The organism is Algoriphagus sp. 10J20-15 (assembly GCF_055809615.1).
The window spans coordinates 144,046-166,674 of the sequence record NZ_JBVVUG010000046.1 but is presented as its reverse complement, the minus strand read 5'-3'; the positions used below and the strand labels follow the sequence as shown (position 1 = coordinate 166,674).

Annotated in this window: 21 protein-coding genes; 9 read left to right on the top strand and 12 right to left on the bottom strand. The window is 40.3% G+C overall.

Annotated elements, in window-relative coordinates:
- Positions 1-8: 8 nt before the first annotated feature.
- The 3 genes from pncA (at position 9) to AC0L6R_RS21825 (ending at position 2,118) form a co-directional block, all read left to right on the top strand.
- On the top strand, positions 9-644 hold the full coding sequence (gene pncA, locus AC0L6R_RS21835; RefSeq protein ID WP_283411243.1) for a bifunctional nicotinamidase/pyrazinamidase: 636 nt from the start codon (positions 9-11) through the stop codon (positions 642-644).
- A 2-nt stretch (positions 645-646) separates the two neighbouring features.
- Entirely contained in the window at positions 647-1,156 is a 510-nt protein-coding gene (locus AC0L6R_RS21830) for an acyl-CoA thioesterase (RefSeq protein ID WP_283411242.1), read from the top strand.
- A 380-nt stretch (positions 1,157-1,536) separates the two neighbouring features.
- Entirely contained in the window at positions 1,537-2,118 is a 582-nt protein-coding gene (locus tag AC0L6R_RS21825; protein WP_283411241.1) for a hypothetical protein, read from the top strand.
- A gap of 416 nt (positions 2,119-2,534) precedes the next feature.
- Here AC0L6R_RS21825 and AC0L6R_RS21820 read toward each other — a convergent pair whose 3' ends face one another.
- Together AC0L6R_RS21820 and AC0L6R_RS21815 are read right to left on the bottom strand one after the other, a co-directional pair.
- Complete coding sequence (locus AC0L6R_RS21820; RefSeq protein WP_473273124.1) at positions 2,535-3,785, bottom strand: ADP-ribosylglycohydrolase family protein; 1,251 nt, start codon at positions 3,783-3,785, stop codon at positions 2,535-2,537.
- A complete protein-coding gene (locus AC0L6R_RS21815) occupies positions 3,782-4,750 on the bottom strand; it encodes a phosphotransferase (protein ID WP_473273123.1) in 969 nt (322 codons plus the stop codon). Before AC0L6R_RS21815 ends, AC0L6R_RS21820 begins: the two co-directional genes overlap by 4 nt.
- 172 nt (positions 4,751-4,922) lie before the next feature.
- Here AC0L6R_RS21815 and AC0L6R_RS21810 point away from each other — a divergent pair, with 172 nt between their 5' ends.
- From AC0L6R_RS21810 to AC0L6R_RS21790, 5 genes are all read left to right on the top strand, one after another.
- A complete protein-coding gene (locus AC0L6R_RS21810) occupies positions 4,923-6,080 on the top strand; it encodes an acyl-CoA dehydrogenase family protein (protein ID WP_473273122.1) in 1,158 nt (385 codons plus the stop codon).
- 73 nt (positions 6,081-6,153) lie between these two features.
- Positions 6,154-7,842: an AMP-binding protein gene (locus AC0L6R_RS21805; RefSeq protein WP_473273121.1), complete on the top strand. Its 1,689-nt coding sequence runs from the start codon at positions 6,154-6,156 to the stop codon at positions 7,840-7,842.
- A gap of 172 nt (positions 7,843-8,014) precedes the next feature.
- A complete protein-coding gene (locus AC0L6R_RS21800; protein ID WP_473273120.1) occupies positions 8,015-9,583 on the top strand; it encodes a sulfatase in 1,569 nt (522 codons plus the stop codon).
- Positions 9,584-9,693: 110 nt separating this feature from the next.
- On the top strand, positions 9,694-10,209 hold the full coding sequence (locus tag AC0L6R_RS21795; RefSeq protein WP_473273119.1) for a sulfatase-like hydrolase/transferase: 516 nt from the start codon (positions 9,694-9,696) through the stop codon (positions 10,207-10,209).
- Positions 10,166-11,119 (top strand): sulfatase-like hydrolase/transferase, encoded by a 954-nt coding sequence (locus AC0L6R_RS21790; RefSeq protein ID WP_473273118.1) that lies wholly within the window; start codon positions 10,166-10,168, stop codon positions 11,117-11,119. The genes AC0L6R_RS21795 and AC0L6R_RS21790 overlap by 44 nt, the downstream gene beginning before the upstream one ends.
- A 47-nt stretch (positions 11,120-11,166) precedes the next feature.
- Here AC0L6R_RS21790 and AC0L6R_RS21785 read toward each other — a convergent pair whose 3' ends face one another.
- From AC0L6R_RS21785 to uxaC, 5 genes are all read right to left on the bottom strand, one after another.
- Positions 11,167-12,099: a UDP-glucuronic acid decarboxylase family protein gene (locus tag AC0L6R_RS21785; protein WP_283411234.1), complete on the bottom strand. Its 933-nt coding sequence runs from the start codon at positions 12,097-12,099 to the stop codon at positions 11,167-11,169.
- Between the two features lie 191 nt (positions 12,100-12,290).
- On the bottom strand, positions 12,291-12,845 hold the full coding sequence (locus tag AC0L6R_RS21780; RefSeq protein WP_473273117.1) for a sugar O-acetyltransferase: 555 nt from the start codon (positions 12,843-12,845) through the stop codon (positions 12,291-12,293).
- The gene (gene uxuA / locus AC0L6R_RS21775; protein ID WP_473273116.1) at positions 12,842-14,017 is read right to left on the bottom strand and encodes a mannonate dehydratase; all 1,176 of its coding nucleotides are present in this window, start codon (positions 14,015-14,017) and stop codon (positions 12,842-12,844) included. The genes AC0L6R_RS21780 and uxuA overlap by 4 nt, the downstream gene beginning before the upstream one ends.
- A gap of 42 nt (positions 14,018-14,059) precedes the next feature.
- Positions 14,060-14,878, bottom strand: coding sequence for an SDR family oxidoreductase (locus AC0L6R_RS21770; protein ID WP_283411231.1), 819 nt, complete (start codon positions 14,876-14,878; stop codon positions 14,060-14,062).
- Between the two features lie 2 nt (positions 14,879-14,880).
- Positions 14,881-16,323, bottom strand: a complete 1,443-nt coding sequence (gene uxaC / locus AC0L6R_RS21765) for a glucuronate isomerase (RefSeq protein ID WP_473273115.1) — start codon at positions 16,321-16,323, stop codon at positions 14,881-14,883.
- Positions 16,324-16,499: 176 nt separating this feature from the next.
- Here uxaC and AC0L6R_RS21760 point away from each other — a divergent pair, with 176 nt between their 5' ends.
- On the top strand, positions 16,500-17,522 hold the full coding sequence (locus AC0L6R_RS21760) for a LacI family DNA-binding transcriptional regulator (protein ID WP_473273114.1): 1,023 nt from the start codon (positions 16,500-16,502) through the stop codon (positions 17,520-17,522).
- A 134-nt stretch (positions 17,523-17,656) separates the two neighbouring features.
- Here the strand turns inward: AC0L6R_RS21760 and AC0L6R_RS21755 are convergent, their stop codons facing one another.
- The 5 genes from AC0L6R_RS21755 to AC0L6R_RS21735 are packed head-to-tail and all read right to left on the bottom strand — an operon-like array spanning position 17,657 to position 22,585.
- A complete protein-coding gene (locus tag AC0L6R_RS21755; protein WP_473273113.1) occupies positions 17,657-17,938 on the bottom strand; it encodes a RagB/SusD family nutrient uptake outer membrane protein in 282 nt (93 codons plus the stop codon).
- A gap of 10 nt (positions 17,939-17,948) precedes the next feature.
- Positions 17,949-19,493: a RagB/SusD family nutrient uptake outer membrane protein gene (locus AC0L6R_RS21750; RefSeq protein ID WP_473273112.1), complete on the bottom strand. Its 1,545-nt coding sequence runs from the start codon at positions 19,491-19,493 to the stop codon at positions 17,949-17,951.
- Positions 19,494-19,511: 18 nt separating this feature from the next.
- The gene (locus tag AC0L6R_RS21745) at positions 19,512-20,066 is read right to left on the bottom strand and encodes a hypothetical protein (protein WP_473273111.1); all 555 of its coding nucleotides are present in this window, start codon (positions 20,064-20,066) and stop codon (positions 19,512-19,514) included.
- Positions 20,026-21,114 carry a TonB-dependent receptor domain-containing protein gene (locus AC0L6R_RS21740; protein WP_473273110.1) on the bottom strand — a complete coding sequence of 363 codons (1,089 nt, stop codon included), beginning with the start codon at positions 21,112-21,114 and terminating at the stop codon, positions 20,026-20,028. Before AC0L6R_RS21740 ends, AC0L6R_RS21745 begins: the two co-directional genes overlap by 41 nt.
- The gene (locus AC0L6R_RS21735) at positions 21,047-22,585 is read right to left on the bottom strand and encodes a SusC/RagA family TonB-linked outer membrane protein (RefSeq protein WP_473273108.1); all 1,539 of its coding nucleotides are present in this window, start codon (positions 22,583-22,585) and stop codon (positions 21,047-21,049) included. Before AC0L6R_RS21735 ends, AC0L6R_RS21740 begins: the two co-directional genes overlap by 68 nt.
- Positions 22,586-22,629: the final 44 nt, after the last annotated feature.

The window sequence follows — 22,629 nt, the reverse complement described above, 5'->3', positions numbered from 1 at the left end:
AACAGATAATGGCAATGAATCTTAAAAACAGTGCATTACTTATTATAGATGTGCAAAATGACTTTTTACCTGGTGGGGCGTTAGCTGTGAGTGAGGGCGATGCCGTTATTCCTGTCATCAATTCACTTCAGGAGCATTTTACATTTATAGTTGCAACTCAGGACTTTCATCCTGAAGACCATGGAAGTTTTGCGGCAAATCACAAAGGGAAAAAGCCAGGTGAATTCATAGAATTAGCAGGATTACAGCAAATTCTATGGCCAGTTCACTGCGTTCAGGGATCTGAAGGGGCAGAGTTTCATGCCGAATTGAATCCAATAAGATGGCAAGCTATTTTCCAAAAAGGAACAAATCCAGAAGTGGATTCGTATTCAGGTTTTTTTGACAATGCAAGAAGAGGAGATACAGGCTTAGGTGATTTCCTGCAAAATGAAGGGATTATGAACGTATTCCTCACGGGCCTGGCTCAGGATTATTGTGTAAAATTTACCGCGCTGGATGCTGTAAGTTTGGGTTTTAAGACCTACCTCATCACGGATGCAACCCGGGCAGTCAACCTATCTGCAGAAGATGGAGAGAAGGCTTTGGACGAATTGAAAAAAGCAGGAGTCATACTAATTGAAAGCTCAGCAATACTAGATTAATTATGTTTGAATATAACTCAGAGAAAAATTACCCAACCGAAACTGAAAGTAGAGTCTTGATTCGCTTTCAGGATTGCGACCCACTTCGCCATCTGAACAATGCGAAGTATTTCGATTACTTTTTCAATGCCCGAGAAGATCAGGTCCCGAAACTATACGGCGTGGAAATGATGGACTTCATCAAAAAGTATCAAGCTGCTTGGGTAATCTATAACCATAATATTTCTTACGTGAAGCCAGCAATGGTGGGCGAGTGGGTTCGGATTAAAAGCCGAATCATCTGGCATAATCACAATACGGTAATTTTGGAGTATTACATGACAGATGATAGTGAGAAGCAATTGAAGACCTTGCTTTGGACTACGATGAGGTATGTCACGCTCGCTGAAGGTAAATCCACGGATCATACAGGAGCAGTCAACGAATTTCTCTTAGCAACTTCCTTAAATGAAGATATATCTGGAATTCAGATCAAGGATCGGGTGAAAACCCTTATTCAAGAATTGAAATAAATTTGATATAGATCAAAATAATGTATCTCAGCGAACAAGACCTGTACACCTGCGTACAGGTTTTTGTTTTTTAAAATTGTTGATTTCAGACACTTACAATTTTTCGAAAAATTAATTTTACTAACAGATGTAATAAAGTGTAACCTGGATTTATTTCAAATCTGGACTAATATGTTCGGATGCAATACATATTGATTCCAAATCGATCGCTTTTCATACAGTTATACTGCTGGAAATCGATAGTGTGCCAAATTTAATTTTGTGTAAATGTTAATTTTTGTAAATAAGAATGTGCCTCAAGTAGGGTAGAAAAGGCCCTTATGGCACAGTTGGTATGCCGTTCGCAACTAGCAGAAGCATAACTCTAAACCAACATTATTATGAAAACTCTATTCACTTTCGCACTAGCCGGACTTTTAGCTACCAGTACTTTTGCTAATGACGCTGAAGATTTAAAAGCAAATTCATCAGTTCATACGAACTACAAGAAAATCTCTGTACTCCTTAATGAAGGCGTGGGTAAAGCAAAAATCGCCATTTATGATATGAATGGTAAGAAACTGCATTCTCGTAAAGTTAAAGCTAATGAAGACTTATTGGTTCCTTATGACATGAACAGTCTTCCTTGCGCGGAGTATAAGGTAATGATAACAACTGACGAGGAAGAAGTGACCTATACAGTCGAAACAGTCGAGAAAGAAAAGCCTGTTGAAGCATTACCTTTAATGGCTTACGGGAAGAAAGTAGATGAAAACACAATCAATCTGCTTGTAATTGGATTAGATCAAGCAGGAACCGAAGTCAAAATCAAAAGAGTGACTAACGATAGAATTGTTCACGAAGAAATAGTAAATCAAACTGAAGGATTCAAAAAAAATTACAAATTAAACGGTCTTGATCCAGAGGATGTTTATTTCGAAGTGACAGACGCAACAGGAAGAACTCGTCAAATTTACTTTTGAATTCTAAACCAACTTCCTTTGTGCACAGGCCCTGAATCGTTGATTCGGGGCTTTTTTGTGAAAGTCCTGTCTAACCACAGTGGTCACCGAGAATTGCGCGGGAGCATACTACTTATTTGGTTCGAATCTTCAGGTCTACCGGCTTGGAATTACGGCATTGCAGTCCTAAGTGCCGAATGTAAGCGCGATTGACCACTTTCATCTTCCTAGGTGAATGCCAGATTAATGCGAGTTTCTTTACACCATATTGAATCATAGAAAAACATAAATGTAAAGCTGCTTCATCAAATCTATTCTGAATTTAAGATTTTGATTTCTTTGATACTTTGCGGTAAATATGCTTGTAATGCAAAAGAATCAAAGCCAACAAAGGCCCTAGAAACTTTTGATCATTGCGTTTGAACATTGAAAATTGATCATTCAAACCTCTCCAGCATATGCGCTGTCAGCTCATTTGAGATTTGCATTAAATCAATACCAAGAAGGTTTTTATTCACGCTGAGGACTTTTTCCCGTTCCAGTTTAGGTAATTTTTCAAAACCATAGTGAGCTCCCAAAATACCCCCAGCTAGTGCAGCTGTGGTATCGTTATCTCTACCATAATTGACCAGAAAGATAAGTGTACCCATGAAATCAAAGTCTGCATAGATCATTGCTGTCAGTGTTTGCAACCAAATTTCTCCAGCATGAAAAGGCATATCTTGTAGCCTCTGATCAAGTTGGGAATATGCATATTCTAATGCTTTACTCTCCTCAATTACCTGATTTCCTAGACTATCTTGTTTAGCCGATTCAGCAGAGATCCACCGTGCGTTTTTTAGGATGGTATAGGCTGTTCTACCTACTAGACGGCTTTCGAAGTAGTGCGCTGGATCCAATCGCAAGGATGCTACCAAATCATCTTTGGTAGCATCAGGGCTCATTCCAGCAGCGGTCATAGCAGCTGCCTGAGCAGAAATATCTTTGGCGTAGCCCAAATCATAGAATGAAAGATTATAGGCTTCCTTATATGCCTTTTCAGGATTTCCAGGAAAAAATGCACCTAAAGATGGCGCATACAGTAAGCCCGCACAAACCATCTCACCTCCGTAGAATTTCCCTAAAGAATCAGCATAGGCTACTAAGTTTTCATTGATAAATGGCTGACTCACTTTAGCCCATTCTTGAAGCCATCCTAACTTTAGGGAAACTGATTCAAATGGTTCTGGATCAGTACTTTCTATTTCTTTATATTCCTTAGTATAGAATTCATAAGTGGATAAAATTTCCTTTGCAAAGTCCTTCGCATCTAGCTCTTTGGTATTCTGAGTTAACAAATACTGTGAAGTCAAAACTTTCCATCGTGTATCGTCAGTAGTCCCACCTGAAGGTAAATTAGCAATCCAAATTCCTTCAGGAGAAACCTCCCTAACCATAGAATCCAAACCCTCTACAAAACCATATTGAAGTTTGATTTCCTCTCTGGCCCACATTTCTGTTGGAGCTCCCATTGCATCCCCAATAGCTGATCCGACCAGCATACCAAGTATTTTGTCATGCAATTGCTTTTCGCTCATCCCTAATTCAGGCACCTTTTGATCGGTGAACTGTACAGGAGTAGAGGATTTTCTATCTCCGCAAGAAGAAAATAGAAGCGTGAGTACAACTAGGAGGTAGAGGGTTTTCATAAAGACAAAATATAGGTTTTTGCCTTCTCTAAAAGTGATTCCTTTTCGTCTAATGAAAGTGATAAGGGTAATTGTGCAATTCCGATCAACCGGCGCATGATTTCCATACCGCGATACCTATTGACTAAGTCCTCGACATAGCTATGCTTGTAATTTTTCAGAAACTCTTCCTGATGTCTTTGATCCATTTTCGAAAGATCAAAATGCGCAAATAGGACTCCCAAGTCAAATTCGCAATCTCCCATATAAGCGAATTCAGTATCAATGAACTTGATTCCGTTGTCGGTTTTTAGCCATGAAGCTGGATAAAAGTCGCCATGAAGCAAAGTGATTCCATGGGATAAATAGCGTTTTCCCAGAAGTTCCAAAGCACTTTTCAATTCCTCGTCAGTTTTATACTTCATACTAATTTCCTGCAATCCAGGCTGGATAGTATCCAAATCAAATCCATTTTCCTCCATAAAAGGGAAGTGAAAAAGATGCTCATGGTTTAGTTTTTTCATTTCCAGATTGGCTGGGAAATTACTTACTTCAAGGTTGTGCAAAGCGTTCAGATAATTGCTGATTGAGCGTAAATCATTGGGTTTCCAGTGGTAGCCGAGCTCATAGATATCACTGAAATCCTTTCCATTACCAAGGTCCTCAATCATAAGAATATGGTTATCAGGATTGTATTGGAGTACTTTTGGGCTGTAATCTGCTAAAATCTCATCATCTTCTATGAGTTGGTAGTAGAACAGTAGTTCAATTTCGATTCGCTCAATTGGAGCGAGGATTTGGGGGAATTTTCTAACGTAAGGTTTGGATTGCTTGAGGATGACAGATCTTAAATTGGTTTTCACTCGTAAAACCAAATTCATGTTGCTTGCTCCGGCGGGCTCAGTTGACACCAGCTTTTCATTTTCCAGCCATAGTGGGAGCGATTGAAGTGTTTCAAGACTGGAAAGCTCACTTAGATCGGTCATTTCTATTCGTTTAGATATCAAATATCGAAACTATAAATAAGTTTAAACACTTGGGCACCGTTTAGCAAAAGTTCTAAAATGAAAAGCAAAAGGTCTTTTTGAATACAAAAAGAAATGCGAGGGCTAAAAATCCTTAATTTTGATTTGAGTAAAAACCTAAAATATAAATACCATGTTTGGATTACCCCGAACACTTTTTACTGAAGAGCATGACCTATTCAGAGCCAGTGTAAGAGATTTTATTGCCAAAGAAATTACCCCTTTCAATGCCGAATGGGAGAAGAAAAAAATGGTTTCAAGGGAAAGTTGGCGCAAACTCGGAGAAAGTGGGTTTCTCGGCATACAAGCTCCTGAGCACTTGGGAGGAATGAATATCCTTGATTTTAGATACAACGCGATCTTTATTGAGGAACTTGGGCTAAGTGGTTGCTCTGCCCCAGCCATAGGATATCCACTTCATAATGATATAGTGATGCCCTACATTCTGCATTTTGGAACAGAAAAAGCCAAGGAAAAATACATCCCTAAAATGGTGGCCGGTGAGTACATAGGTGCAGTAGCAATGACCGAACCTGGAGCGGGAAGTGATCTGCAGGGCATCAGTACCAGCGCAATAGATCAGGGGGATTTTTACTTAGTCAATGGAAGCAAAACCTTTATCACCAACGGCTATTTATCTGATGTGGTGGTAGTTGCTGTAAAGACTGATCCTAAGAAAGGTGCAAAAGGAATTAGCTTGCTGCTTATGGATAATTCTATGAAGGGCTATACGAAAGGACTTCCTTTTGAAAAGGTTGGACTGCATGCTCAGGATACCTGTGAGTTGTTTTTTGAAGACGTAATTGTGCCAAAAGAGAACTTGCTAGGTCAAGAAGGAGAAGGATTTAAATACTTGATGACTGAGCTCGCACAGGAGCGCCTTGTGGTGGCTTTGGCGGCGATTGCTTTAGGAGAATACATGCTTCAAGAGACTGTTACTTATGTAAAGCAACGAAAAGCGTTCAATCAGTCCATTTCAGATTTTCAAAACACCCGCTTCAAACTGGCGGAAATGTGTGCGGCACTCGAGCAAGGGAGAATTTACTGCGACTATTTGGTTCAGCTTCACAATGATGGCCAATTGGATTCGGCGATGGCTTCAGCAGCTAAATACAATATGACAGAGCTGCAATGTAAAGTTGCTGATGAATGTGTGCAGCTTCATGGAGGATATGGGTATATGTGGGATTATGGGGTCGCCAGAGCTTATGCAGATGCTCGAGTTCAGCGAATTTATGCAGGAACCAACGAGATAATGAAAGAGTTGATCGCAAGAAAAATTCTGAAATAGAATAGAATTCTTTTGACCTATCCCAAGATTTTAATTAATTCAAGAAAAGATACACCCAACAATAACTGAAATTATGAAGGATTTTCCCTGGTTGAAGCATTACCCAGAATCTGTTCCAACTGAAGTTGATTGCGAAGCTTATTCAAGTGTGGCAGAGCTTTTTGAGGAAAGTGTAAAAAAATACGGTGATGCAGTTGCTTACGAATGCATGGGGAAAACGATGTCGTTCAATAAGTTAAATAAACTTAGTGAGGATTTTGCCTGCTATTTAACACAGGTGCTACGGCTCAAAAAAGGGACTCGAGTGGCTATTCAGATGCCGAATACCCTGCAGTATCCAGTCGCAATGTTTGGGGCAATTCGTGCAGGGATGATTGTGGTGAATACCAATCCTTTGTACACTTCTTCGGAAATGAAGCATCAATTCAAAGATTCCGGAGCTGAATTAATTATTATCGTAGCAAATTTTGCTGACAACCTAGAGAAAATTTTAGATGATATTCCTGCAAAACATGTCATCGTAACAGAACTCGGGGATCTACTTGGAGGGCTTAAGGGAACCATCGTCAACCTAGTAGTAAAATACATTAAAAAACTGGTGCCGCCATTTTCTATTCCAAAGGCCGTTTCCTTTAAATCAGCCTTGGCTCAAGGAGCCAATCATAAATTTAAACCAGTAGAACTTAGTTTAGAAGACACCGCTTTTCTCCAATATACAGGCGGAACTACCGGTGTCTCCAAAGGTGCTGAGTTAACACATGGAAATATTGTGGCAAATATGCAACAGATCTCTGCATGGATGAAGCCGAAGCTGAAAGAGAGCGAGGAAGTGGTCATTACAGCATTACCACTGTATCATATTTTTGCATTGACGGTGAATTGTCTTGCGATGCTTAAGATCGGAGCACATAATCTTCTGATTACCAATCCTCGGGATATGCCAGCTTTTTGTAAGGACTTATCCAAAAAGAAGTTTACAGTCTTTACTGGTGTGAATACGCTTTTTAATGGACTATTGAACCAAGAATCATTCAGAGCATTGGATTTTAGTAGTTTGAAAATATCTGTGGGCGGTGGAATGGCGGTGCAAAAAGCAACTGCTGAAAAGTGGCTTTCGGTGACAGGAACACCTTTGGCAGAAGGCTATGGTCTTACAGAAACCTCCCCTGTAGCCTCCTGCAATCCTATCGATGGTACTGAGAGAAATGGTACCATAGGGATTCCACTTCCGAATACAGATATGATGGTCATAGACGATGAAGGAAATACACTTCCAGTAGGCGAGCGTGGAGAAATATGCATCAAAGGTCCCCAGGTTATGAAAGGCTATTGGCATAAGCCAAAAGAAACAGCTGAAGTAATGTTGGGCGAATGGTTCAAAACTGGAGATATAGGAGTGATGGACAAGGACGGCTTCACCAAGATAGTTGATAGAAAGAAAGAGATGATTCTTGTTTCTGGATTCAATGTTTATCCAAATGAAGTAGAAGATGCCATTGCATCTTTTCCGGGTGTATTGGAAGTCGGGGTGATCGGGATTCCTGATGAAAAGTCCACTGAGCGAGTAGTAGCATACGTGGTGGCCAAAGACAAGTCAATCACTAAAGAACAAATCATTTCACATTGTCATGAATACCTCACTAATTACAAATGCCCTAAGGAGGTTCATTTCACAGACGAACTACCAAAGTCCAATGTGGGCAAGATCCTGAGAAGAAAGATTAAAGAAGCACATTTGGAGAAAATAGGAGCTAGCAAGTAATAGTCAGTTTTCAGAAGGCAGTCGCAGTGATCAGTTCATCAATAATCTGATACACTGCGACTGCGACTGTGACTGCCAACTAACCACACTTTACCCTTCCAACCATCACATTACTTTTTTGATTTTAAATCTTCTTGACCATCTTAGTTTCTTCAAATAACAATACCTTCCAATGCTGAAGAAATTACTACCTGTGGCTGGGCTTTTGCTCGGATTTTATCAGGCTTTTGCCCAATCTGCTGACAAGCCCAATATTGTATTTATCCTAGTGGACGATTTAGGGTATCATGACCTCAGTGTGACAGGAAGCAAATACTATGAAACTCCGAATATTGACGAGCTAGCTTCCCATTCCTATCAATTTGTTCAAGGATATACCGCTTCGCCTGTTTGCAGTCCAGCTAGAGCCAGTATTATGACTGGTGTAACTCCTGCGGTTCACAAGATTACAGATTGGATAGGGGCACCGGAAGGGGAGGCTTGGAGAGATTACGGTAGGCATACCAAGCTTTTGCCACCTACTTATTCACATGATTTGCCGGCATTGTATGTGACGCTCCCTGAGGCATTGAGAGATTCGGGTTATGAGACATTTTTTGCGGGCAAGTGGCATTTGGGAGGCGAAGGTTCTTATCCTGAAGATCATGGTTTCCAAACCAATATTGGAGGTTTTGAAGCCGGGAGCCCAAAAGGTGGATATTTTGCTCCCTACGAAAACCCCAAATTGGAGCAAGGACCTAATGGTGAAAATCTAAGTATGCGTCTTGCAACAGAAACTGCTAAGTTTATTGAGCAAGCGCATGAGAAACCGTTTTTTGCCATGTTGTCTTTTTATGCAGTTCACGGACCTATTCAGACTACTGAAGAAAAATGGGCAAAGTATAGAGCAAAGGCTGAGGCTTTAGGGATAGCTGATCATGGATTTGAAATGGAAAGGAGACTTCCGATCCGGAAGTATCAGGATAATCCAGTCTATGCAGGACTAGTGGAGGCCATGGATGATGCAGTGGGAGTCGTGACTGCAGCTTTGGCGAAAGCAGGTTTGGATGAAAATACCATTATCGTATTTACCTCAGATCACGGCGGAGTAGCGTCTGGAGATGCCTTTTCCACTTCAAATTTTCCGCTAAGAGGCGGCAAAGGATATCAGTGGGAAGGTGGCCTACGCGTGCCGTATTTCATCAAAGTCCCAGGACAGAAGGAATTGATCACGTTAGATGTTCCTGCCAGCGGGATAGATTTTTACCCTACTCTTTTGGAACTTGCAAATGTGAAGATGCCCGAAGGAGTGTATATGGAGGGGGTAAGTTTGGCTCCGGCGATGCAAGGAAAAAAAATTGCTTCTCGTCAGCTTTATTGGCACTACCCGCACTACGGAAATCAAGGTGGAGATCCAAGTTCTATTGTGCGTGAGGGAAATTGGAAATTGATTTACTATTGGGAGGATAAAAGTGTGGAGCTTTATGATCTAAGCAAAGACCCAAGGGAGGGAAATGATGTAGCAAAGCAAAATCGAAAAGTAACTACTAAACTTGCTGGTGACTTGCTATTTTATTTGACTGGTAAATTTGCAAATCAGCCATTGGATGATCCTGAATATAATGCAGCCTTGCATCAGGAAGTTTTGGATAGAAACAAAAATGTAAGAATGCCAAATTTGGAAGCAGAGCGAGTGAATATGCTTAGCCCAGGATATACTCCTAATGCAGATTGGTGGGGGTCTAAGGTGACAAAGGATTGAGGGGAGGCGGTTGGCAGTTTTCAGTTGGCAGTTTGGAAGGTGGTAAAGTTGTAATGTGGTAAAGTTGGAAGTGTGGGGATTAATATTCAGTGTTGTTTAAATTTCAATATGTGAAAAAGTATATAGTTCTATTTCTTTTGCTGGTCGGTGGGGTTAAAGATTCTTTTGCGCAGCTTAAATCCACGAAGCCAAATGTTGTGCTGATCAATGTGGATGATTTGGGCTGGGCTGATTTGGGATTTATGGGTTCGGATTATTACGAGACACCTAACCTTGATAAACTCAGTAGGGAGAGCAGGGTCTTCATGAATGCCTATGCAGGAGCTTCTAATTGTGCTCCTAGTAGGGCTAGTATGATTACGGGTCGCTATCCTATGACTCATGGGGTTTACACGGTAGACCCAGCAGATCGTGGTGATAAGAGAACTCGGAAGCTGTTTGCCTCACCAAATTCAAAAGTTATCCAAGATAGTCTTTACACCTTGGGCAAGTTCTTCAAGGATCAAGGTTATACAACTGGTACGTTTGGGAAGTGGCATATTTCGGATGATCCGGCTATCCATGGATTCGATGTGAATATCGGTGGAAGCCATAGAGGCCATCCTGGAAAAGGACGGGTATTTTAGCCCATATAATATCAAATTGGAGCCTGTGGTAGAAGGGGAATATCTGACTGATCGACTGACGAATGAAGCGATCACTTTTGTAAAGAATAACCAAGAAAGGCCATTTTTCCTTTACCTGCCTTTTTATACAGTTCATTCTCCTTTGCAGGGTAAACCGGATTTGGTAGAAAAATATCAAAACAAAAAGAGTAGCAAAGGCCAGAATAATCCGGTTTATGCGGCTATGATCCAGAGCATGGATGAAAATGTAGGAAAATTGTTAAGTGTATTAGATGGCTTGAATCTGACGGATAATACGCTTGTTATTTTCACCTCAGATAACGGAGGCATTCGCGCTACCAGTTATCAAGATCCGTTGAGAGCTGGAAAGGGGAGTTACTACGAAGGTGGAATCAGAGTGCCTATGCTCGTCAAGTGGCAAAATCAAATTAAAGCTGGAATAGAAAATACTCCAGTGACACAAATGGATTTTTATCCTACCCTCCAAGCATTGATTGCCCCAAATGCTGGACTGGAGCTGGATGGGCAAAGTATTTTGCCTCTGCTTTTTGATCAGGAATTGGATGAAAGGGATCTGTTCTGGCATTTCCCAATATACCTGGAGGCCTACGATCCGAAGGAGGATGGTTCTAGAGATCCACTTTTCCGTACTCGACCTGGCTCAGTCATTCGCTCAGGAGATTGGAAGTTGCATCAGTATTTTGAAGATGGTGGATTAGAACTTTATAATCTTAAGGACGATCCTTCCGAAGCGAATAACTTAGCATCTTCAAATCCTGAAAAGACAAAGGATCTTTTAAAGAAATTGGAAAAGTGGAGATCGGAGAATGGTGCTCCTATTCCCACAACAAAGAATCCTGACTACGATCCGGCCTTCGAGAAATCAGCGGTTGAAAAAGCGGTGAACTAGAAAAAGCCACCATTTGGTGGCTTTTTCTAGTTTGATAGATGGCTTTATCAGATTACTGATTCAAAGTATTCGATCGTTTTGGTCAATCCTTCTCTTAGGTTAACAGTAGGTTCCCAATCCAGTTCTTTTTTAGCCAGATCAATAACCGGTCTTCTCTGCATAGGATCATCTTGAGGAAGTGGAAGGAAGATCATCTTACTTTTACTGTTTGTCAGATCTATAATTTGCTGAGCTAGTTCCAGCATGGTGAATTCACCAGGGTTACCGATGTTCACTGGTCCGGTAAATCCATCACGGCTATTCATCAAACGGTACATTCCCTCGATATTATCGTCCACATAACAAAAAGAGCGGGTTTGCATACCATCTCCATACATGGTGATGTCCTTTCCCTGTAGGGCTTGCACGATAAAGTTACTTACAACACGTCCGTCATTTGGATGCATTCTTGGACCATAAGTATTGAAAATACGCATGACTTTGATTGCAACCTTATGCTGGCGGTGATAATCGAAAAAGAGCGTTTCAGCACATCTCTTTCCTTCGTCATAGCAAGCTCTTGGGCCAAGTGTATTTACACTTCCCTTATAAGATTCTGGCTGGGGATGAACTTCAGGATCACCATAAATCTCAGAAGTACTCGCCTGAAGGATTTTGATTTTCAATCGCTTTGCTAAGCCCAGCATATTCATAGCTCCAATCACAGATGTTTTGGTGGTCTGAACCGGGTCAAACTGATAATGAACAGGGGAGGCAGGACAAGCTAAATTATAAATCTCATCTACTTCTACATAAAGTGGATGCGTAACGTCATGGCGGAGCAATTCAAAATTCTTGTTATCAAGTAGATGATGAATGTTTCTTCTATTGCCAGTAAAAAAATTATCTACACAAAGAACCTCATTTCCTTCTTTCAGAAGTCTATCACAAAGATGGCTGCCAAGAAATCCTCCACCACCACTAACTAATACTCGTTTCATATGATTATGATTGATTTTTTAAGGCCATATGGAATCTCGCTTGCATTATATTTTTTTGTGCGTTTGCTGTTTTCGTTATGCTCGATTTCATTCAATTAAAACAAAAGGGTTAAAAACAATTGTGCCCAAAAATAAGCAAATGTTTAGCAATATAAAGGAAAGGTGATCTGGGATAGGAATAAAATGGTATGTTAGACTAGATACCTGATGACTTTGGCAGGATTACCGCCAATGACCACATCGGCAGGAAAGCTTTTGGTAACTACGGCTCCTGCTGCTATTACCGATCGGTCACCAATGGTAACTCCGGGACAAATCACGGCTGTCCCACCTATCCAAACGTCATTTCCAATAGTGATTGACTTGCCATATTCCCACATTTCCCCTCTTGATCTTGCATCAATTGGATGAGTGGCGGGGTAAAACTGGACATTTGGTGCGACAAGTACTCGGTCACCAAGTGTGACTTTGACCACATCAAGAACTACGCAATTGAAGTTGAAGAAGACATCATCTCCAACTTCAATATTATAGCCATAATCGCAAAAGAAAGGTGGTTCTACCCAGAAGTTCTTTCCGGTTTTTCCAAGGATTTTACGAATAAGAGAAACGCGAAAATCGATATCCTCAGGATTTGAGTCATTAAAGCTTTTTACCAATTTTCTTACTTTCAAGCGTTCTGCTACCAATTCCGGATCTCCAGCTTGGTAGAGTTCGCCTGCCAGCATTTTCTCTTTTTCTGTCATTTTTCCTGGCTATAAAGCAAGCCTGCTTCCACACCACGTATTTCAGCAAGACCTTTTAATCTTCCAATTGCAGAATACCCTGGGTTGGTTTTTTTGTTCAAATCATCCAGCATCAAATGTCCATGATCTGGGCGCATTGGTAGGCTTTTTCCGCGCTTCTGCTGAACCTGAATCACTGCATCAATGACTGCTACCATTGGCACGTTTCCTTCCAAATGATTGTCTTCAAAGAAATTACCATGTTCATCTCTTTTGGTGCTGCGCAAATGGATGAAGTGGATGTGGTCACCAAATTCCTTAACCATAGCCGGAAGATCGTTGTCCGCTCTTACTCCAAATGAACCAGTGCAAAAAGTCAGGCCATTGGCAGGACTCGGCTGATCTTTAAGTATTCTTCTTGCATCGTCTGCTGTACTCATAATGCGCGGAAGACCAAATAGTGGGAAAGGAGGATCATCTGGATGGATTGCTACGCACATTCCATTCTCTTCAGCCACAGGTACGATTTCATCTAAAAACAACCTTAAATGATCTGCTAGTTTGGCTGCATCAATTCCATCGTATGTTGCTAGCATAGTTTTGAATTCTTCCAATGTATAGCCAATCTCAGACCCAGGTAGGCCCTTAAGGATATTATCGAAGATCATTTGATGCTTTTCAGGAGTTAACGCATCATAATAAGCTTTCACCTCAGCATATTCTTCTTCAGAATATTCAGCTTTTGCCTCTGGTCTTTCCAGTATGAAGAGATCAAATGCCTGAACAGCCTTTTTCTCATAAAGCAAGGCTTTTACGCCATTGGGAAGTTCAAATTCCAGATCAGTTCTAGTCCAATCCAGAATAGGCATGAAATTGTAACAAACTGTATAAATGCCTTCTGCTGCCAGGTTACGAAGTGTTTCCTTGTAATTTTCGATTACCTGCAGGTAATTCCCAGATCGTGTTTTTATAACTTCATGTACTGGCACAGATTCTACAACTGACCAAGTCAGTCCTGCAGCTTCAATGGTGTTTTTGCGTTTTTTGATTTCTTCTCTAGACCAGGTTTCTCCATTTGGAATATGGTGGAGAGCTGTAACTATTCCGGTCGCCCCAGCCTGAAGAATATCTCTAAGACTTACAGGGTCGTTTGGGCCATACCAGCGCATGGTTTGCTCCATTTTATAGGTCATATTTTATATAATTTGAGATTTTAAATTTGAGATTTCAAATTGTTAGACTCCTGAATAGGCTCCAAAACCGCCATCTACCGCGACGATAGTTCCTGTTACAAATTCGGATGCATCAGCACAAAGCCAGTGTAAGGCGCCATTTAAATCTTCAGGTTTGCCAAATCTATTCATAGGCGTATGGCTGATGATTTGATTTCCTCTTCCTGTAAGGCTTCCATCAGACTCAGTAAGTAATGCTCTGTTCTGCTCTGTCAGGAAAAAACCTGGAGCAATGGCATTAACCCTAAATCCAGCTCCATGTTTAGAGCAAAGCTCAACTGAAAGGAACTTGGTTAGGTTGTCAATAGCAGCTTTGGCAGAAGCGTAGCCCATCACCCGGGTCATGGGTCTGGAAGCGGCCATGGAACTGATATTGATGATGTTTCCTTTTCCGTTTTTCAACATGAGTGGGAAAAGAATTTTAGAAGGAATAGCAGTACCTAGGTAATTAAGATCCATCACCTTTCTTAACCCATCGAGTTCCAAATCTTTTAAGGTTTTGTCAGGAGTGATCACTGCACCTGGCATATTTCCGCCAGCGGCATTGATCAAAATATCAAGGTAACCATGGTCTTTTTCTATTTCCGCATAGACTTCCTGAATGCTTTTTTCATCAGTGACATCGCAGATATAGCCAAATGCTTTTCCTCCTATGGCTTTAATTTCTTGAACTAAATCTTCCACCTTGGCGGGCGTACGACCTAAAATCAGGACTTCTGCGCCTTCATTGGCAAGATATAAACTCATTGATTTGCCTAAGACTCCAGTCGCACCGGAGAAGGCTATTTTTTTTCCCTTAAGAGAGAATAGTGAACTGCTCATATTTAAACGTGAATGTTTTTTGGGCTAAAGTCAAAATACTGTTTCGCATTGTGGTAGCAAATACCTGAGATGATTTCCCCAAGCCATTTCTCATCCCAAGGAAGCTCGCCATTCGCTACATCTTGTCCAAATAGGTTGCATAGAATTCTGCGGAAATATTCATGACGTGGAAAGGAAAGGAAGCTGCGGGAGTCTGTAAGCATACCTATAAAACAGCTGATTAAGCCCATGTTTGAAAGTGTGTTGATTTGCTTCTCCATACCATCCTTTTGATCGAGGTACCACCAGCCTGATCCAAATTGAATTTTACCGCGCACAGATCCGTCATTGTAATTTCCGATCATGGTAGCAAAAACCTCATTATCACGTGGATTAAGGTTGTAAATCACTGTTTTGGTAAGCTGATCTTCAGAAGTTAATGCATTGAAAAATCCTGACATGGCTTTTGCTTGGTCAAAATCTCCAATGGAGTCAAAGCCTGTGTCTGGACCTAAGATCCTAAGTGAACGCTCGTTTGTATTTCTCAGAGCGCCAAGATGGAATTGTTGTACCCATCCCTTGGCATGGGTGCATATTTTGCACAATGCCAGAAGCGTGGTGTATTTGAAGAAGTTTACTTTTTCGCTGGAAAGATTGTCACCAGAAAGAACCTGAGAGAATATGGAATCTACTGAGAGGGAGCTCTCTTTAAAGAAATATAATTGCTCGAGTCCGTGGTCTGATAGTCTACAACCGCGCTCGTGGAAATAGTCTATCCTGATGCTCAATGCTTCGAGCAATTTATCGTACGTATGGATTTCGAATCCTACGCTTTCGCCTAAGCTGGAAATATATGTTTTATATGATGTTGGGTTTTCAATAGAATATGCTTTATCTGGCCTGAAAGCAGGATACATGCCAAGATCTTTCCCCTTCTTATGAAAAGAAACATGTTGGTCAAGAGAATCTATAGGATCATCTGTAGAGCATACTACTTCTACTTTCATCTGAGCCAATAGCCCCTGAGTAGAGTAGGAGTCTCCTTCCAAAACTGTGTTGCAATGCTTATAGACTTCCGAGGCATTTGCTTCTGAAAGCAGATCATCAAAACCAAAATATCGCTTTAATTCTAGATGCGACCAATGGTAAAGAGGGTTTCTAAGTGTATAAGGTAATGTTTTGGACCAGCTTTTAAATTTCTCTTCATCTGAAGCATCTCCAGTAATAAATCTCTCATTAATGCCAAAAGTCCTCATCGCCCGCCATTTGTAATGGTCACCGGCTAGCCAGATCTTTGAGATGTTTTCAAATTTTTTATTAGCATTTATTTCAGCTGGCGGAAGGTGATTATGATAATCTATTATGGGTAAATCCTTGGCATACTGATGGTAAAGGATTTTTGCATATTCGCTATGCAATAGAAAATCTTCATTTAGGAATGAAGATTTCGTTGTTGAATAGGGCATCGGTTATTTTGGCTAAATTTCTACAACTTATTATGAACATAAAAATACCTCGAATCAGCTGTATTTAGGGAATAAAATGCGGAAACGATTTCGAAATTATGTATGCGGTATAGGCCTAATACGCGCAATCATTTGTAATTTGTGACCAATTATTGACCCAATTTACCTTTAATACCATGGCTTCAGGAATTAGTTTAAAAGAATTAGCTGCGGAACTTAAGCTTGCCCCTTCGACTGTCTCACGTGCATTAAATAATAGTTATGAAATATCAGAGGCTACTAAGAAGAAAGTTCTAAATATGGCTGAGAAGCTAAATTACCATGCGAATCCTTTTGCACGTAGTTTACGCGAAAATAAAAGCAAAACTATCGCAGTTATTATCCCAGAGCGAATCAATAGCTTCTTTGCTCAAGTAATGGATGGAATAGAAGAAATAGCCCAGGAACATGGCTATCATCTGTTAGTTTATAATACGCATGAAGATATGGAGCGAGAGCGGAAGATTGTGAATTTGCTTCTAAATGGCAGGGCAGATGCCATTGCTATGTCAGTGACTAGTCAGACCAGCGACAATTCCCATTTAAAGAAACTACACGATAGAGGACTACCAATCATATTTTTTGATCGGATAAGTTCTGAAATTCCTACAACTAAGTTTATTACCAATGATTATGAAAGTGCTTTTGAAGCTACTCAGCATTTAATCAATCAGAACTGCAAAAAGATTGCTTTTTTCACTCTGTGTGTAGATTTATCTATTAGCAAGGAAAGGCAGCGTGGATTCAACGATGCTATCAATAAAGCGGGTATCGCATTGGATTCTTCAATGACCCTTTATTGTGGGCATGATGAAGAGAGTAACGTAGAAAAAATTCAGAATTTACTAAACTCTCCGGATAGACCTGATGGAATAATTACTTCAGTGGAAAAATTAGCTTTTGCTACCTATCATGCCGTAAAACGTACTAATTTGAAAATGCCTTCTGATTTAAAATTGATCAGTTTTTCAAATTCTTCTATCGCTGGATTAATGAATCCAGCATTGACTACTATTACCCAGCCTGCTTCCTTAATGGGTAGTGAATGTGCAAAGTTGCTTATAAAGAAATTGACTAAGCCAAATCACTATGATTTATTAGATCAAGTAATCACAATTCCTTCAAAAATAACGATTAGGGAATCAACCTGTCAGGATTAGGTAAACCCTGATTACTAATCTCAGGTGCTACTCCAACTTTGGAGTAGCATTTTTTTTAAAAAGGGCAGTAGTAAAAGTAAAACGGAGACCAGATGTTGAATCTGGTCTCCGTTGGTTTATGATTTGAAGAATTATTACTCTTCCGTCTCTATAGTAGTGAGTGGAGGAATGTTGTTTTCAGAACCATAGTAACCTTCATTTTGATTTAGGTGACCTTTGGTATTTGAATTAATGGCATTTTGAGGAATTGGCCATAATACATGATATGGGCTCAAGGTATACGTATCGCCATGTCTTGTGAAAACACCTTTATTGTAGTAGTCAGTAACCTCCATTATTCTGTCATAGTAGAAATTATCCTGAGAGAAGTTCGTCTCACTATAAGTCTTGCCATTGTATGCAGTCTTACCTGTCATTGCAAAAATTCTAGCAATTCTCAGTTAATTCAGTTTTTCTAGGCTCCTCATAATAAAGTTCTCTTGCTCTTTCGTCCAAAATAGTACCGATAGTAATATCCGCTCCAGTGTAAGGAGCAGCACCAGCTCTTTCTCTCACCTTATTAATATCTGCAGCAGCACCGTCTAGATCACCCAACCAATACTTTGCTTCAGCTCTAAGTAGATAAGATTCAGCAAGTCGGAATATATACCAATCGGTTTCCCCACCTTGAGGCTGGGTTCTTTTTGGATCTGGAACAAACAATTTATAATGTGGCCAAGAGAACCAGCTTCTGATCGTATCCACAACCAGTACTACTCCATCTTCATTTCTAAATTCAAGATTTTCACCATAGTAAGGGTCGGAACCTTCAATTCCGGGATTGTTGTATACTAGATCTGTCATATTCATCCAGTTACCTGGAGCATGTCTTAGATCATTTTCATCATCCCAAATCATACTTTGGTGATACCAAGTTCCTCTCAATCTTCCGATACCTCTACCGATTTGCTCTACTTGAGGAATAGGCCGATTTGCTACATCTGAAGTTCCTTTGTTACCTGCTGGAGTATTAATGTTTGATCCCCAGAAAGGAACCGCATTTCTCATAGTAATAATACCTCCTGAGCTACCGTCAGTATCTATTCTATCCATTACCAGTAGAATTGATTCTGTGTTTGAAACTGGAGATTTGTTTTCAGGTCTATGAAGATCCCACACGACATTTTTAGTCGGGTCATTCGCATCTACACCAAATCTTTCAGTCATTAGTTTGTAGGGGCCATTATCAATCAATCTGTTAGCAACATTTAAAGCATCCTGAAATTCACCAAGAGCTAGATTGACTTTGATTAACAAATGTTGAAGAGCTCCTTTCGGTACTCTACCACGATCCATTACCTCTGGGATCCATTCTTCTCCCCATTCTAAATCTTCCTTCATTTTTCTCAAAATCACTTTACGATCAGTTGAGTAAAAATCAAGCTTAGGTGCCGTGATTTCATCAAGAATTAATGGGATATCACCGAATTGCTGAGTTAGCCTATAGTATCGTAGCGATCTATGGAAATAAGCGGTAGCAAGAAGATGGTTTCTTTCTGCTTCGTTCTCGTAATCCTGAGGCTCATCGATTCTAGATACCACCGTATTTGCATACTTTACACCTTTGTAGCCTTCGTACCAGTACCATCCTATTCTGTTTGTGTTAACTGAGTTTAGGTTGGCATCAGGTGTAATCAGTAGATTCATATCCTGAGCTGGCCCAGATTTATCTGTTGTACCTTCTACAGCTACTTCAGAGAATATGTGTTCTGTTAGGATAGGAGAGCCATCTCCAGTGTATTCATGTCGCATGTTTCTTTCACAGGCAACTAAGGCAGCCCATAAACCACTAGCTTCATTATAGGTGTTTTCTGGTGAGTAGAAAGACAGAGGTTGAGGCTCTAGCCAATCTTCATTACATCCAGAAGTGACTGCAATTATCAATCCTGTCAAAAGGATTTTTATCGAGTTTGTTTTACTTCTAATATTCATTTCAATGTTATTTTAGGCTTACAATGTGACGTCAATTCCAAGTGTGAAATATCTTGGGATTGGTCCAGAATTCTCCGGATCCCAGAAATCCCACTCAGGAGCAAAGAAACCTACATTTCTTATGTTTCCGTAAACACGTACGTTAGTCATTTTTGCCTTCTCAGTCAAATGCTTAGGGAAGTTGTATCCCATGGAGATGTTTTCCAGACGGATAAATGATTTCTTGCGATAGATACTATATCCACCAGCACTACCTTCACTGGAGTTTAGTCTAGCCCATTCGTTATTTGGATTCTCTTCAGTCCAATAAGGGGTCACATAAGAACTTGTTCTATCTAAGAAACCATCTCTATTTTTCATTTGGTTGAAAGAACCTTCATGACCCCAATAGGAATACATCATAAAAGAGATGTCAAGGTTTTTGAACAGATTAAACTCATTTCTTAAGCTCCAACGGAAACGTGGCTCAGTATATCCCTGGAATTGTCTGTCTGCATTGGTGAATTTACCATCACCATCTACATCTACCACTTTATAGTCGCCTGGCTTTACCCCGTAGTCTGTCAGCAGCATCTGCTTCATTTGATTGCCAAATACCGTCAGTCTTGTAATTCCAAATCTGATCAATTGCATGACCTATGAACCACCCGTTACTTGGATCATCCAATTCTTTTCCATTTTCATCCAAATCACCATATAGACTTACAATCTCATTTCTGTTTAACTGAAAATTAGCAGTAGTTCTCCAGCTAAAGTTGTTTCTCTCATAATTGGTAGAATTCAAAGTGAGCTCGAAACCTTGGTTATCAACTTGACCTAGGTTATCCCAAACAAAGTTGAATCCAAGGAAATCAGGCAAACTTCTTTCTACTAGCAAATCTCGAGTAGACATTTTGTACATCTCCAAGGTACCGGTAAGCCTAGTTTTGAGTACAGAAAAATCAATACCTAAGTTGAAAGATTCAGTTCTTTCCCACTGTAGGTTGCTGTTTTGCATTCTATTCACGTATAGCTGGTTTACTAAGTATAGCTCTCCACTTGGTCTTTGATAGAAGTACTTACCAGTATTCAAATCAGAAAGGGCCACATATCTACCGATATCTCTATTACCATTGCTACCCCAAGAAAAACGCATTTTTCCGAAATCCAACCAATCTATATTGATGAAGTTCTCATCAGAGAAAACCCATCCTAAAGCTGCAGAATAGAAAAGAGCTCTTGGGTTACTCTGTCCAAATGCTGAATAACCATCTCTTCTAACAGATAGCGTAGTAGTATATTTGCCATCGTAAGAATAAATCAAACGACCCATAAGGGCATCACCTGTACTATATTCGTCATTACTAGAGATAATTGGGTTAATACCACCACCAATATTATGATATCCAAGTCTATCGTGAGGCTCAAATCCGTTGTTTGTCATGGTGTTATCCCAAGACTGGAATTTCTCAGCATTGATCAGGAAAGTACCATTGAAATCATGCTTCTCAGCAAAAGTTTTCTGCCAAGTCAAGATATTGTCAATTTGCCAGTAGTATTCTTTTCGTTGTCTTCTAGAGGCAATTCCTCCTGACTGCACCCCAAACTTCATGGTCAGCAGATTGGTGATTGAAGTATTCATAATACTCGAATCTAGGAGTAAAGTTAGTTCTGAAATTGAAACCGAATGGCAACTTGATGGCTGCAAATACAGTTGAGTTGATGTTTACATCTCTATCGGTTCTATCAATATAGGTTCTGTCATAGAAAGGGTGTGTTCCACCACTTTGCTCGTCATTTGGTCTCCATCTATATGTTCCGTCTTCGTTAAATTCCGATGCCCATGGAGATAGAGTCCTGTAAAGCCCCCAGCTCACTGGTACGTTACTTTCATCCTGGGTTGCAAACTGCACATTCATTCCGACAGAAAGCCATTTGTTTACTTTGCCTTCCAGATTGATTCTAGTACGGATGGTTTCATATTGATCACCAATGATGATGCCTTCATTATTAAGATAACCGACTGACCAATAATAGTTGAAATTCTCATTTCTGCCGGATAGACTTACAGTATAATCTTGTCTGAATCCGGTCTGGAATATCTTATCTCTCCAATCTACAGAATTACCATTCTTGTAATTCTCTATTTCAACTGGCTGCATGTTAAGTCTTTGTAGCCAAACAGTCACTGGGTCTCCTGAGGATCCGTCATAGGCCATCCATTGCTCTAGTGAAATGTCACTAGGTAAGGTTCTAGGATCAGAGAATTCGTATGGATCATAGCCACCAGCATTAATACTTTTGAATACGTCTTCTCTCCAGCTAATAAATTCATCAGGGCCATACACATCAGGGAAAGTAGCCATAGTTGCAAGGCCAGAATTCGCATTGAACTTGATAGTTGGTTTTCCAATGGTTCCTTTTTTAGTTGTAATAAGTATTACACCATTGGCAGCTTTAGCACCGAAAACGGCTGCGGCACTGGCATCTTTAAGTACTTCAAGGTTGTCGATATCATTAGGGTTAATATCGGCAAGCTCCCCATAATAGATAGCTCCATCCAAAACTAGTAGAGGAGAGTTTCCAGCATTTAGGGAAGTTTGACCTCTCACTTGAAGTGATCCGCCTCCTTTTGCTGAAGTACTAATTCCTACATTCAATCCAGCGGCATTACCTCTTAGGATATCCTGGACCGAATTCGGGTTTTCATTTTCTAATTTATTAGGGTTCACAGAGGATACAGCGCCGGTGACATCCCGCTTTTTTGCTGTACCATATCCGATCACTACTACTTCTTCAAGATCAGAAGTGTTTGGGTTCATGATCAAGTCAATGACTGACTGATTTCCGATCTCTCTTTCGATAGGATCATATCCTATAAAAGAGAAAACCAACACACCATCTCGGGTAGCGCTTATGGAATATTTTCCATCTAGATCTGTAGTGGTGCCAGTTGTAGTTCCTTTAAGTAAGACTGTTACGCCAGGTAAAGGCATGTCTGTTTCGTCTAAAACAGTTCCAGTGATTTGTACCTCCTGAGCATGCGCCATGGTGACGCTAATACACAGAGAAAATACAATCAACCAGAGGCTTTTGTAAATTTTGTACCGCATAAGTAGTGGGTTAATTGTTATAATATAATTTGACTAAAGTGTTA